General features: G+C 74.5%; 2 protein-coding genes (1 of these 2 cut by a window edge). Both read right to left on the bottom strand.

All coding sequences use genetic code 11. From position 1 onward, the window contains the following. Nucleotides 1–7,745, bottom strand: partial view of a non-ribosomal peptide synthase/polyketide synthase gene (locus tag ACFY0X_RS36065; protein ID WP_387760751.1) — the beginning only. Its footprint begins 11,452 nt before the window's first position; the window shows 7,745 of its 19,197 coding nt (coding positions 1–7,745); it begins with the start codon at nucleotides 7,743–7,745; the stop codon falls past the left edge of the window. Next, the coding region (locus tag ACFY0X_RS36060) for an amino acid adenylation domain-containing protein (protein ID WP_387760750.1) at nucleotides 7,745–15,169 on the bottom strand (7,425 nt) is incomplete at its 5' end. The genes ACFY0X_RS36065 and ACFY0X_RS36060, both read right to left, overlap by 1 nt.

The following is a 15,169-nucleotide window of genomic DNA, read 5'->3' as shown; positions in this document are numbered from 1 at the left end:
GGCGCGCCGTCCAGGGCGTCCTCGACCAGGGGGACGAGGTTCTCGACGGCGGTGCGCAGCAGCAGGCCGACCGCCTCCGGCGCGATGGGCGCGACCGCGTCGACCGCCAGCGACATCGCGTCGCCGTGGTCGTCGACGGAGACGCCGAGCGGGTAGTTGGTGCGCTCCCGGGAGGAGAGCACCCGCATGCCCTCGGGCCGGGCATAGCCCTGCTTCTCGCTTTCCGCACCGGTGTTGTGACGGTAGTTGATCAGCGAGGTGAACACGGGGGTGCTCCCCGGAAGGCCGCTGGCCTGCTGGGCGAGGGCGAGCGAGGCGTGCTCGTGCTCCAGCAGCTCGGCCAGCTGGCCGCGCATGGCCAGCACCGCCTCCAGCGCACCCAGCTCACCCGACCGCACGCGCACCGGGAGGGTGTTGAGGTAGAGGCCGGCGACGCGGTCGGCGCCCGCGCCGGCGTTCATCCGGCCGAACAGCACCGTGCCGAACACCACGTCCGCGTGGCCGCTGACCGCGCTGAGCACCCGGGCCCAGGCGACGTGCATCAGCGTCGCGGGGCTCGTACCCACCCGGCGCGCCACGGAGCGCAGCCGCTCCACCGTCTCCGCCGCCAGCGGCACCACGGCGCGCTCGACCGCCGTACCGTCACCCTGGACGTCCACCAGCTCGTAGGGGGCGGTCGGCTCGGTCACATCACCCAGCAGACCGGCGAAGTACCGCTCGTGCTCCGCCCGCCCGACACCACCGCGCACCTGCGCGACGAAGTCGCGGAAGGGCAGCGGCTTCGGCAGTTCACCGCCGCGACCGGCCAGGAATGCCGCCACCTCGTGCAGCAGCAGCTCCAGCGCCGTGTGGTCCTGCACCAGGTGGTGCAGCCGCAGTAGCACCAGCCAGCGCCCGCCCTCGGGCAGCGCCGCCGCGTGCACGCTGATCAGCGGTGCCCGGCCCAGGTCCATGGACAGGCCCACGACGGACTGGAGTTCGGCCGCCGCATCGGCGGCCACCGGGTCCAGGGCCACCTCGGTCACCGGCAGTTCGGCCTTGCGCCGGACCACCTGGACCGGCTCGCGCAGCCCCTCCCACACGAAGGACGTCCGCAGGATGTCATGCCGGTCGACGACCTGCTGGAGGGCGGCCACGAAGGCGTCCACTCGCTCCCGCGCGTCCACCTCGATGACCACCGGCATCAGGTAGGCGTCCTCGCCGCCCTCCGCCATCAGGTGGTGGAACAGCAGTCCCTCCTGCAGCGGCGCCAGCGGATAGACGTCCGCGACGTTCGCCGCGCCACCCTCCACCGAGGCCACCACACGCGCCAGTTCCTCGGCCGACAGGTCGACCAGCGGCAGCATCTCCGGCGTGATCTCGACCGCGTCGGCGGGGATCAGGTTCGCCGGAACGGCGACCTCCTCCGCACCCGTCGAGGCCGCCAGGCCAGCCGGGGTCGGCGTGTCGAACAGCGCCCGCACCGACACCGACACACCGTGCCGGCGCAGCACCTCGACCAGTTGCACCGCCAGCAGGGAGTGGCCGCCGAGCTGGAAGAAGTCGTCGTCGACGGTGACGTTCTCCAGGCCCAGCACCTCGGCGAAGGCCGCGCACAGCGCCTCCTCCCGAGCGTTCGCCGGGGCCCGGCCGGTGCCCGCGCCGGCCGCGTAGTCCGGGGCGGGCAGGGCCTTGCGGTCCAGCTTCCCGTTGCCCGTCAGCGGCAGCGCCTCCAACACCACCACCGCCGACGGCACCATGTACTCCGGCAGCCGCCTGGCCGCGAACGCCACCACGGTGTCGGCGAGTTCGGCGGACGCCTCGTCGTCGGCGACGACGTACGCCACCAGACGCACGTCACCCGGCACGTCCTCCCGGGCCACCACCGCCGCCCGCGCGACCTGCGGATGCGCGGCGACGACGCTCTCGACCTCACCCGGCTCGATCCGGAAACCACGGACCTTCACCTGCTCGTCCGCACGCCCCAGGAACTCCAACTGCCCATCCGCACGCCAGCGGGCGATGTCGCCCGAGCGGTACATGCGGGCGCCGCCCGGCTCGAAGGGGTTGGCGACGAAACGCTCCGCCGTCAGACCGGGCCGCCTGACGTACCCGCGCGCCAACTGAGCACCCGCGATGTACAACTCACCCGCCACACCCGGCGCCACCGGACGCAGCGCGTCGTCCAGCACGTACAGCCGCGTGTTCGCCACCGGACGACCGACCGGCACCACCGAACCGACCTCGTCACCCGCGCGGACCTCGAACACCGCGCAGCCGACCGTCGCCTCCGTCGGACCGTACTCGTTCACCACCACCGAGCCCGGGGCCTTGGCCAGCAGGTCCCGCACCACACCGGCCGGCAGCGCCTCACCACCGACCACCCACCGGCCCGCCGCCTTCGCCAACTGCCCCTCCGACAACATGCCGGACAACAGCGGGAGATGAGCGGGGACGGCCTTCACCAGACCGAAACCGCCGCCATCGCGCAGCAGCTGCGCCAGGCCCTCGGCCCCGCCCTCACGGCTGACCACCACCGGCGCGCCCGAGATGAGCGGCACCACCACACTCGTCACCGTCAGGTCGAACGCCAGCGACGAGTGCAGCGGCGCACCACCCTCCGTCCCGTACGAACCCGCCGCGAAACGCGCGTAGTTGGCGAGACCGCCGTGCGTGACCGCCACTCCCTTCGGCCGACCCGTCGACCCCGACGTGTAGATCACATACGCCAGACCATCGGCCCGAACCGCCACCCCGGGCGCGGTCGTGGGCTGAGCGGCCAGCTGCATCGCCATCAGCGCGCTGTCCACCGCCACCAACCGGTTGCGCCCCGCCGGCAGCTCGTCCAGCACCTCCTCATCGGTGAGCGTCAGCACCGCGCCACTGTCCGCCAGCATGAACGAGATCCGCTCCGCCGGGTACGACGGATCGATCGGCAGATAACCGGCACCCGCCTTCCACGCGGCGAGGACCGCCACCACCGCGTCCACACCGCGCGGCAGGCAGACACCCACCAACGACTCCGCGCCCACACCCTGGCCGAGCAGGTAGTGCGCCAGCCGGTTCGCCCGCGCGTCAAGCTCCGCGAACGACACCTCAACGCCATCCGCGACCACCGCCACCGCTTCCGGCGTCCGCGCCACCCGCTCCGCGAACAGCCCCGGCACCAGCACCGAACCGAAGTCCACCGCCGAGGAGTTCCACTCGGTCAGCACCTGCGAACGCTCCCGCGCTGACAGCACGTCCACCGCACTCAGCCGAACGCCCGGGTCGGCGGCCACCAGCTCCAGCACCCGCACCAGGCGCTCCGCGATCCGCCCGACGGACTCCGCCTCGAACAGGTCCGCCGCACCGATCACCGCGCCGCGCAGCCCGCCGGGTGCGCCCTGCGCGTCGAAGGCCTCGCCCAGCAGCACGTCCAGGTCGAAACGCGCGGCCACCTCGGCGGCCGTCGAGAGGGGGCACGCCTGCACCCCGGGGAACTCGACCACGGCGTGCTCGTTGTTCTGCATGGTGAACACGGTCTGGAACAGCGGGTGCCGCCCCATCGACCGGGCCGGCGCCAACTCCTCCACCAGCCGCTCGAACGGCACGTCCTGGTGCGCGAACGCCTCCAGGCTGCGCTCCCGCACCCGGCCGAGCACCTCACGGAACGTCGGATCACCCGACAGGTCCGCCCGCACCACCAGCGTGTTCACGAAGAACCCGACCAGATCGTCCAACGCCGCATCCGTACGGCCCGCGTTCGCCGCACCGATCGGCACATCCGTACCCGCACCCAGCCGCGACAACAGCACCGCCAACGCCGACTGCAGCACCATGAACATCGTCACGCCCTCGGCCCGCGCCACCCGCGCCAACTCCGCGTGCAGCACCGCCGGAACCGCCACCGGCACCTCATGACCCCGGTTCGACGCCACCGCCGGACGGACATGGTCCACCGGCAGCGCCAACTCCTCCGGAACACCCGCCAACGCACCATGCCAGTAGTCCATCTGGCGCTCGGCCAGGCTCTCCGGGTCACCGGTCTCGCCCAGCAGCTCACGCTGCCACAGCGCGTAGTCCGCGTACTGCACCGGCAACGGCGCCCACTGCGGCGCCCGGCCCGCGCTGCGCGCCGCATAAGCGCGCGAGACGTCCGCTGCCAGCGGCGCCCAGGACCAGCCGTCGGCCGCGATGTGGTGCACCACGACCACCAGGGCGTGCTCGTCCGGCGCGGTGGAGAAGAGCCAGGCCCGGATCGGCACCTCCGCCGACAGGTCGAACAGGTGCCCGGCGGCCCCCGCCACGGCGGCTTCCAACCCCTCCGGCGCCACCTCGACCACCGACAGCTCCCAGTCCAGCTCCTCGACCGGGACGATCCGCTGCCAGGGCTCGCCGTCCTCGCCCACCGCGAACACGGTGCGCAGCAGTTCGTGGCGCGCCAGGGTGTCGCGCAGCGCGGCGTGGAGGGCCTGACGGTCGAGGTCACCGGTCAGCCGAAGGGCGACGGGGATGTTGTAGGTGGCGCTGGGGCCTTCCAGCTGGCCGATGAACCACATCCGGCGCTGGGCGAAGGACAGCGGCACGCGCTCCGGCCGCTCACCCGCGGTCAGCTCCAGCCGGGCCGTGTCCGCGTCCACCAGCCGGGCCGCGAGGCCCGCTACGGTGGGCGTCTCGAACAGCGTCCGCAGCGGCACCTCGACGCCCAGGACGGCGCGGATCCGGCTGATCAACCGGGTCGCGAGCAGGGAGTGGCCGCCGAGGGCGAAGAAGTCCTCGTCGATTCCGACCGCGGCCTCGGCCAGTCCCAGGACCTGGGCGAAGACCCCGCGGAGCAGTTCCTCCTGGACGGTCGCCGGGCCGCGGCCGTCGGCGGCCGCGGTCTGCCCGGGGGCGGGCAGGGCCTTGCGGTCCAGCTTGCCGTTGGCGGTCAGCGGCAGGGCGTCGAGCGCCACGACCGCCGACGGCACCATGTACGGCGGCAGGCTCTGCCCCGCGTGGGCGCGCAGCCGCGCGCCGTCCACGGTCGCGCCGGCCCGGGCGACGACGTACGCGACCAGGCGCACGTCGCCCGGTACGTCCTCACGGGCGATCACCGCGGTCTGCGCCACCGTGTCGTGGGCGGTGAGCACCGCCTCGATCTCGCCCGGCTCGATCCGGAAGCCGCGGACCTTCACCTGGTCGTCGGCCCGGCCCAGGCACTCCAGCTGCCCGTCACGGGTCCAGCGCGCGAGGTCGCCGGTGCGGTACATCCGCTCCCCCGGCCCGTACGGCGAGGCGACGAAGCGCTCCGCCGTCAGCCCCGGACGGCCCAGGTAGCCGAGGGCCACCTGGGCGCCGGACAGGTACAGCTCACCCGCCACGCCGGGGGCGACCGGCCGGAGCCGCTCGTCCAGGACGTGCGCCCGCACGTCGGCGAACGGCCGGCCGACCAGTACGGGCCCCTCGCCCGTGACCGGGGCGGAGGTGGCCCAGACGGTCACCTCGGTGGGTCCGTACACGTTCACGACCGGCGCGCCGGTGGCGGCCATCCGGGCCGCCAGCTCGCCCGGCAGCGCCTCGCCGCCGACCAGCATCCGCACGTCGGCCGGCCAGGCGCCGGCCTCCAGCACGCCCCGCCAGAGCGAGGGGACGCCCTGCACGACCGTCGCGCCCGAGGAGACGACCAGTTCCAGCAGCGCGGCCGGGTCGCGGACCACGTCACGCGGGGCCACCACCACCGTCCCGCCCGACAGCAGGGGCAGGAACAGTTCCAGCGCCGCGATGTCGAAGGACACCGTGGTCACCGCCACCAGCCGGTCGCCGGCCTCCAGCGGCACCCGCTCCGCCGCGCCCCGCAGGTGCGCGGCCAGCGCGGCGTGCGGGACCACGACGCCCTTGGGCCGGCCGGTCGAACCGGAGGTGTGGATGACGTACGCGGCGTCCTGTGCCCGCACCGCCGCGACCGGCGGCGCGCCGTCCGGCTCCGCACCGGACGGGTCGGCGGCGGACGGGTCGGCACCGGACGGGTCGGCGGCGGACGGGTCCGCGACCAGCAGCCGCGCCACGCCCTCCGGCAGTGCGGGGGCGCACTCCTCCGAGGTGAGCACGCACACCGGCGCGGCGTCCGCCAGCACGTACGTGAGCCGCTCCGCCGGGTACTCCGGGTCGAGCGGCAGGTAGGCCGCGCCGGCCTTCAGCACGGCCAGCAGGGCCACCACCAGGTCGGCACCGCGCTCCAGGCAGACCCCGACCACGGCACCCGCACCCGCGCCCGCGCCGACCAGGCGGCGCGCCACCCGGTTCGTCCGCGCGTCCAGCTCGGCGTAGCTGAGCGCCTCGTCGCCGAAGACGACCGCGGTGGCCTCCGGGGTCCGCGCCACCTGCGCCGCGAACAGCTCGGGCAGGAACGCGGCCGGCTCGGCCGGCCGGCCTCCGGCCCACTCGCCGAGCACCCGTGCGCGCTCGGCGGCGTCCAGCACCTCGACGCCGCTCACCGGCGCCGAGGGGTCGGCGACCAGCTGGGACAGCACCCGCACCAGGCGCCCGGCCAGCGGCCCGACCGACGCCTCCTCGAACAGGTCGGCGGCCACGGTCAGCGAGCCGCGCAGACCGGCCGGGCGGCCCGCCGCGTCGAAGGTCTCCCAGCAGTCGACCTCGAGGTCGAACTTGGCGCCGTGGATCCCGGCCCCGGCCACCTCGACCCGCAGGCCGGCCAGTTCCAGCACCGCCGCGGCGTTGTTCTGGAGGTTCAGCACGACCTGGAAGAGCGGGTGGCGCGCCATCGAACGCGCCGGGGCCAGCTCCTCGACGAGCTTCTCGAAGGGCACGTCCTGGTGTTCGAAGGCCGCCAGGGCGGTCTCCTGCGTCCGGGCCAGCAGCTCCCGGAAGCTGGGGTCGCCCGTCAGGTCGGTACGGATGACCAGGGTGTTGACGAAGAAGCCGATCAGGTCGTCCAGGGCCGAGTCGGCGCGCCCGGCGACCGCCGAGCCGATCGGGACGTCGGTGCCGGCGCCGAGTCGGGAGAGCAGGACGGCCAGGGCGGCGCGCAGCACCGTGAAGGGGGTGACCCCCTCGGCCAGCGCCAGCTCGGCGAGCCCGGCGTGCACGTCGGCGGGCACCTCCAGGGGCACCCGGTGGCCCCGGTAGGAGCCGACGGCGGGACGCGGGTGGTCGGTCGGCAGCGCCAGCTCCTCCGGGACGTCCGCCAGCGCGCCGCGCCAGTAGGCGACCTGCCGTGCCAGCCGGCTCTCCGGGTCGTCCTCGTCGCCGAGCAGCTCGCGCTGCCAGAGCGCGTAGTCGGCGTACTGGACGGGCAGCGGCTCCCACTCGGGCGCCCGGCCCGCCAGGCGCGCCCCGTACGCGGCCGAGAGGTCCCGGGCGAGGACCCGCAGCGACCAGCCGTCGCCGGCGATGTGGTGGACGGTCAGGACGAGGGTGTGCTCCTCCGGGCCGGTCGAGTACAGCGCGGCCCGGACCGGGATCTCCCGCGACAGGTCGAAGGCGTACTGGGCGGCGGCCGCGACGGCCTCGTCCAGTTCCTCCGGGGCGACCTCGGCCAGGGTGAGGTCCCAGTCGAGTTCGTCGGACCCGAGGATGTGCTGGTGGGGCTCGCCGTCGGCGACCGCGTAGAGGGTGCGCAGCACCTCGTGGCGGCCGATGACGTCCCGCAGCGCCGCGTTCAGCGCCACGCCGTCCACCCGGCCCGTGAGCCGGAGCACGACCGGCAGGTTGTACCGGGCGCTCGGGCCGTCCAGCTGGCCGATGAACCAGAGCCGGCGCTGGGCGAAGGACAGGGGAACCATCAGGACTCCTCGTGGTTGCGCATCGGCCGCAGAGCCGGCCTGGTTGACTTCTCGGTTCCCACGCGCCGGGCCAGCCCGGCCACGGTTCGGGCCTCGAACACCGCCCGCAGCGGCAGTTCGGTGCCCAGGACTTCCCGCACCCGGGTCACCAGGCGGGTGGCCAGCAGGGAGTGGCCGCCCAGGGCGAAGAAGTCGTCGTCCATGCCCACGGCCTCCAGGCCGAGCACCTCGCGGAACAGGGCGCCGACGGCCTCCTCGCGGCTGTCGGCCGGGCCCCGGCCGCCGCCGGCCGCGTACGCGGGGGCGGGCAGGGCGGCCCGGTCGAGCTTCCCGTTGGCGGTCAGCGGCAGGGCGTCGAGGACCACGACGGCCGCCGGGACCAGGTACTCGGGCAGCCGGTCGGCCAGGAACTCCCGGACGTCCGCAGGCAGTTCGCCGGCGGAGCCGTCGACGGGGACAACGTAGGCGATCAGCCGCCGACCGCCGGAGGCGTCCTCGCCGACGATCACCGCGGACTGCGCCACCCGCGGGTGGCCGGCCAGCACCTCGGCCACCTCACCGGGCTCGATCCGCAGGCCGCGGATCTTCACCTGGTCGTCGGCCCGGCCGACGAACACCAACCGCCCGTCCGTCGTCCACCGCGCCCGGTCGCCGGTGCGGTACATCCGCGTGCCCGGCTCGACGGGACAGGCCACGAAGCGCTCCGCCGTCAGGGCCGGCTGCCGGTCGTAGCCGCGGGCCAGGCCCGCACCGGTGGTGTAGAGCTCGCCCTCGACCCCGACCGGCACCGGGCGCAGCGCGGCGTCCAGCACGTACACCCGGGTGTCGGCGATCGGGCTGCCGATCGGCACCGAGACGGCGCCCTCGACCAGGTCGGCCGCGAGGATCTCCTGCACGGTGGTGAAGGTGGTGTTCTCGGTCGGACCGTAGCCGTTGAACAGCCGGATCCCGGGCAGGACGGCCAGCAGCCGGCGGCAGTGCGCGGGCGAGAGGACGTCACCGCCGGCCAGCAGGCGGCGGAGCCCGGCCAGGGCCGACGGGTCCTGGTCGACCACCTCGTGGAACAAGCCCGCCGTCAGCCAGGCCGTGTCGACGGCGTGGGCGGTCAGGAAGGCCTTGAGCTCGGCCATCGACAGCGCGCCCGGGGCCGCGACCGCGAGGGTCGCGCCGTTGAGTAGCGGTCCCCAGATCTCCAGGGTCGCGGCGTCGAAGGAGGCCGAGGAGAGCTGGCCGACGACGTCGCCGGGGCCGAGCGGCAGGAAGCCGGAGCCGCGCACCAGCCGGTCGACGGCCCGGTGCGGAACGACCGTGCCCTTGGGCCGCCCGGTGGAGCCGGAGGTGTAGATGACGTAGGCCGCGTTGTCCGCGCCCAGCGCCGCGTGCAGCTCGGCCGCCCCCAGCGGGCCGTCGGCCAGGGCCGCCAGCTCGCGGACCGTCGCGGCGTCGTCCAGCTCCACCCGGTCCAGGCCCGGGGCCACCAGGGCCCCCCGGCCGTCGGTGAGCACCACGGTGGGCGCGGAGTCCGCCAGCATGTGGGCGATGCGCTCCGCCGGGTACGAGAGGTCGAGCGGCAGGTAGGCGCCACCGGCCTTGACCACGGCCAGCAGGGCGACCACCAGGTCGACCCCGCGCTCCAGGGCCACCGCGACCACCGACTCCGGGGCCACGCCGCGGCCGATCAGCAGCCGCGCCAGCCGGTTGGCCCGCGCGTCCAGTTCGGCGTACGTCAGGCTCACACCGTCCGCAACCAGCGCCGGCGCGTCGGGGTGCGCCGCGGCCTGCGCCGCGAACAGCTCGGGCAGGGTCGCCGCCGCCAGACCGCGGCCGGTGTCGTTCCACTCGTCGAGCATCCGGTGAAGCTCACCCTCGTCCAGCACGGCCACCGCGTCCAGCGGCAGCTCGGGGCCGCCGTCCAGCGCGGTCTCCAGCGCCGACACGAGGTTGGCCATCGCGGTGCGGACCATCCCGCCCACCGCGGCGCCGTCGGCCGGGGCCACCGCGTCCACGGCCAGCGTGAGGTCCACGCCGTTGTCGTCGACCATCAGCGCCAGCGGGAAGTTGGTCCGCTCGTTCGCGAACACCAGCTGGATGCCGTCGAGTTCTTCGTTCCAGCGCTCGTCGAGGTTCTGGCCGGCGTTGCGGCGGTAGTTGATGAACGAGGTGAACAGCGGGCTGCCCGCGGCCACGCCGCTGGCGTGCTGAGCGACCACCAGCGGGGCGTGCTCGTGCTCCAGCAGCTCGGCGAGCTGGCTGCGCATGGCGGCGACGGCCGCCACCACGCCGAGGCGCGGCTCGCGCACCCGCACCGGCAGCGTGTTGATGAACGGGCCGGGGATCCGGTCGGCACCGGCGGCGGCGTTCATCCGACCGGACAGGACGGTGCCGAAGACCACGGTCGGCTGGTTCGAGACCGCCGCGAGCACCCGGCCCCAGACCACGTGCAGCAACGTCGCCGGGCTGGTGCCGAGGCGGCGGGCCACCTCGCGCAGCCGCGCGTCCACCTCGGGGGAGGGCGCGACCGCTTCGCGCTCCAGGCCCGCGCCGTCGCCGCGCACGTCGACCAGGCCCAACGGGGCGGTCGGCTCGGTCACGTCGCCCAGCAGGGCCGTGAAGTACTTCTCGTGCTCCTCGCGCGGGACGCCGCCGCGCGCCTGGGCGACGAAGTCGCGGAACGGAAGCGGCCGGGGCAGTTCGGCACTGCGGCCGGTCAGGAAGGCCCGGACCTCGGTCAGCAGGACGACCAGCGCGGTGTGGTCGCGCACCAGGTGGTGCACCCGGATCAGGGCCAGCCACCGGCCGCCGGGGGCGGCCGCGACGTGCAGGGTGATCAGCGGCGGGTCGACCAGGTCCATCGAGTGGCCGCCGAGGGCGACCAGTTCGGCGATCGCGTCGGTGCCCCGGGGGTCCAGCGCGACCTCGGTGACGGAGATCGGCGCGTGCCGCAGCACCACCTGCACCGGCTCGCGCAGGCCCTCCCAGACGTAGGCGGTGCGGTAGATGTCGTGCCGCTCCACCACCTGGTCCATGGCTCGGGCGAAGGCGTCCAGGCGTGCCCGGGAGTCGAACTCCAGCACCGCCGGCATGACGTAGGCGTCGTCGCCGCCGTCCGCGAGCACGTGGTGGAAGAGCAGGCCCTCCTGGAGCGGGGCGAGCGGGTAGACGTCCGCGATGTTGGCCGCCCCGCCGGGGACGGCCGCGACCACTGCGGCGACCTCCGCCGCCGTCAGCTCCACCATGGAGAGCATCTCCGGGGTGATCTCCCGCGCGTCCGCCGGGATCCGGTTGGCCGGTGCGGTGATCCGCTCGGCGCCGACCGAGGCCGCCACGCCGGCCGGCGAGGGGTTGTCGAACAGGGTGCGGACGGACACCGAGACGCCCTGCGCGCGGAGGATCTCCACCAGCCGGACGGCCACCAGGGAGTGCCCGCCCAGCTCGAAGAAGTCGTCGTCGACGCCGACCTTCTCCAGGTCCAGCACCTCGGCGAAGGCCGCGCAGACGATCTCCTCGCGGGCGTCCGCGGGGCCCCGGCCGGAGCCGGCCCGGCTCGCGAAGTCCGGGGCCGGGAGGGCCTTGCGGTCCAGCTTGCCGTTGGCGGCCAGCGGCAGCGCGTCCAGCACCACCACGGCGGACGGCACCAGGTGCTCGGGCAGCTTCTCGGCCGCGAACTGCCGCAGTTGCGCGGCCAGGTCCTGGGCGTCCGCGCCGGCACCGGGCACCACGTACGCGACCAGGCGCGTCTCACCAGGGGCGTCCCGGCGGGCCACCACGGCCGCCTGGGCGACCTGCCGGTGCGCGGCCAGCGCCGCCTGCACCTCACCCGGCTCGATCCGGTAGCCGCGGATCTTCACCTGCTCGTCGGCCCGGCCGAGGAAGACCACCTGGCCGTCCGCGGTCCACTTCGCGAGGTCGCCGGTGCGGTACATGCGCGCGCCGCCCGGCTCGAAGGGGTTGGCGACGAACCGCTCCGCGGTCAGACCGGGGCGCCGGACGTAGCCGCGGGCCAGCTGGGCGCCGGCCACGTACAGCTCGCCCGCGACGCCAACCGGCACCGGCTGGAGGCGGGCGTCCACCAGGTAGAACCGGGTGTTGCCGACCGGCCGGCCGACCGGGACCACTCCGTCGGCGACCGATTCGGCGGTCAGCCGGGTGGTGGCGACCCCGATGGTGGTCTCGGTCGGACCGTAGTGGTTGAACACCTCGCAACCGTCGGCCGCCGCCACCAGCTCCCGCACCCAGTCCGGGGCGGCCGCCTCGCCACCGAGCACCAGCGACCGCGCCGGGAGCATCTGCTCCGGGCCGGCCACCGCGCTCAGCGCCGCGAGGTGCGAGGGAACGACCTTCAGGTGGTCGATGCCGTGCTCGGCCAGGTAGCCGGAGACCGCGGCGGGGTCGGTGACCGCCCCCTCCTCCAGGATGTGCAGCTCACCGCCGGTCACCAGGCTGGCGAACAGGACCGTGTTGCCGAGGTCGGTGACCTGGGCCTGCAGCAGGGCGTACCGGGCGCCCGGCCCGGTGAGACCGATCCTCGGCGGCACCGTGGCCACGTAGTTGGCCAGCGCCCCGTGGGTGACCGCCACGCCCTTCGGGCGGCCGGTCGAGCCGGACGTGTAGATCACGTAGGCCAGGCCGGCCGGGTCCGCCACCGTCGCCGGCGCGGTCCCGGGCGCCGCGGCCAGCTGCATCCCGGTCAGCGTGTCGTCCAGCGCGACCGACCGGATCCGGCCGGCCGGCAGGTCGTCGAGCACCTCCTCGGTGGTGAGCACCAGGGCCACCCGACTGTCGGTGAGCATGAACGCCACCCGGTCGGCCGGCTGCTCGGGGTCGATCGGCAGGTAGCCCGCGCCGGCCTTCCAGACCGCGAGCATCGCGGTGATCATCTCGACGCCGCGGGGCAGCGCCAGGCCCACCGCGGACTCGGCCCCGATGCCCTGGCCGAGCAGGTACTGCGCGAGCCGGTTCGACCGGACGTCCAGCTCGGCGTACGACACCCGCTCGCCGTCGGCGACGATCGCGACCGCGTCGGGGGTCCGCGCCGCCTGGGCCGCGAACATGCCGACCACCGTGTCGGCCGGCGCCTCGGTCGCCGTGTCGTTCCACTCGGTGAGCAGCCGCGAGTGCTCGGCCTCCGTCAGCACCCGGACCTCGCTCAGCGGCAGCTCCGGGCCGCCGTCGAGCGCCGCCTCCAACGCGCCGACCAGGTTCTCGGTGGCGGTGCGCACCAGCGCGCCCACCTCGGCCGAGTCGATCGGCGCCACCGCGTCGACCGCGACCTCGATCCCGTCGTCGTTGTCGTCGACCAGGATGACCAGCGGGTAGTTGGTGCGCTCCCGCGACAGCAGCAGACGGGTCCCCTCCATCACCGCGCCCGTGCGTTCCTCGGCGCTCTGCCCCTCGTTGCGGCGGTAGTTGATGAAGGAGGTGAACAGCGGGGAGTCGCCGACGATGCCACTGGCGCGCTGCGCCGCGACCAGCGGCGCGTGCTCGTGCTCCAGCAGCTCGGCGAGCTGGTCGCGCATCGCGGTGACGGCGGCGAGCACGCCGTGGCGGTCGGTCAGGGCGCGCACGGGCAGGGTGTTCATGAACGGTCCGGGCACCCGGTCGGCCCCGGCCCCGGAGTTCATCCGGCCGTACAGCACCGTGCCGAACACCACGTCGGCGCGACCACTGACCGCGGCCAGCACCCGGGCCCAGGCCACGTGCATCAGCGTCGCCGGGCTGGTGCCCAGCCGGCGCGCGGTCTCCCGCAGGCGGGCGGCGAGCCCGTCCCCGAGCGTCGTCACCCCGTGCACCGAGTCCGCGCCGTCGCCGCGCACGTTCAGCAGCCCGTACGCCGCGGTCGGCTCGTCCACGTCCGCGAGCAGGCCGGCGAAGTACCGCTCGTGCTCCACCCGCGGGACACCGCCGCGGGCCTGCGCGACGAAGTTGCGGAACGGCAGCGGCGTGGGCAGCTCGGCCTCGCGGCCGGCCACGATCGTCCGGACCTCGCTGAGCACGACCTCCAGCGCGGTGTGGTCGCGCACCGTGTGGTGCATCCTGGCCAGCGCCATCCAGCCCCCGCCCGGCAGCGCCGCGTAGTCCACCCGCAGCAGCGGGGCGCGGCCCAGGTCCATCGTGGAGCCGACGATGGCCTGCAGCTCGGCCGCCGGATCGGTGGTGTCCGAGGCGAGGGACACCTCGCTGACGGGCAGCTCGGCCTTGCGCCACACCACCTGCACCGGCTCGCGCAGGCCCTCCCAGACGAAGGACGTACGGAAGATGTCGTGCCGGTCCACGACCAGTTGGAGAGCCTGGACGAACGCGTCCAGCCGGGCCCTGGTGTCGAACTCCAGGGCCGCCCGCAGCACGTAGGCGTCCTCGCCGCCGTCTGCGAGGAGGTGGTGGAAGAGCAGGCCCTCCTGGAGCGGGGCCAGCGGGTAGACGTCCGCGATGTTCGCCGCGCCGCCCTCGACGGTGGCGACGATCCTGGCGATCTCCTCGGCGGTCAGCTCGACCAGCGGCAGCATCTCCGGGGTGATCGCGGTCGCGTCGGCGGGGATCAGATTGGCCGGCACGTCCACCTGGACGGCGCCGGTCGACGCCGCCAGCCCGGCCGGGGTCGGGGACTGGAACAGCGTCCGCACCGATACCGCGACGCCCCGCAGGCGCAGCTGCTCGACGAGGCGGATGCCCAGCAGGGAGTGGCCGCCGAGGGCGAAGAAGTTGTCGTCGACACCCACGCCTTCGAGGCCGAGGACCTCGGCGAAGGCGGCGCAGACGAGTTCCTCGCGGGCGTTGGCCGGGCCTCGACCGGAGCCCGCGGTGAACGCGGGGGCGGGCAGGGCCTTGCGGTCCAGCTTGCCGTTCACACTCAGCGGCAGCGCGTCCAGCACGACGACCGCCGACGGGACCATGTACTCCGGCAGACCGCGCGCGGCGAACTCCCGCACTGCTGCGGGAAGTTCGGAGCCAGCACCGTCGACGGGGACGACGTAGGCGACCAGGCGGACATCGCCGGGCGTGTCCTCGCGTGCCACCACGGCCGCCTGCGTGACCTGCGGGTGCGCGGCGACGACGGCCTGCACCTCACCCGGCTCGATCCGGAAACCACGGATCTTCACCTGCTCGTCCGCCCGGCCCAGGTACTCCACCTGGCCGTCCGCGTTCCAACGGGCGACGTCACCGGTGCGGTACATGCGAGCACCAGGCTCGAACGGGTTCGCGGTGAACCGCTCCGCCGTCAGCCCGGGACGACCCGCGTAACCACGCGCCAACTGCACACCGGACAGATACAGCTCACCCGCCACACCCACCGGCACCGGCTGGAGCCGAGCGTCCAGGACGTACAGGCGCGTGTTGGCGATCGGCGCGCCGATCGGCACCACACCAGCCGCCTGCCCCGGCACGCACTGCCACGCCGTGACATCGACCGACGCCTCCGTCGGCCC

The sequence above is a fragment of the Kitasatospora sp. NPDC001547 genome, assembly GCF_042894165.1.
Lineage (GTDB): Bacteria > Actinomycetota > Actinomycetes > Streptomycetales > Streptomycetaceae > Kitasatospora.
Note: the sequence above shows the minus strand (reverse complement) of the source record. Positions and strands in the feature narration are given on the sequence as shown.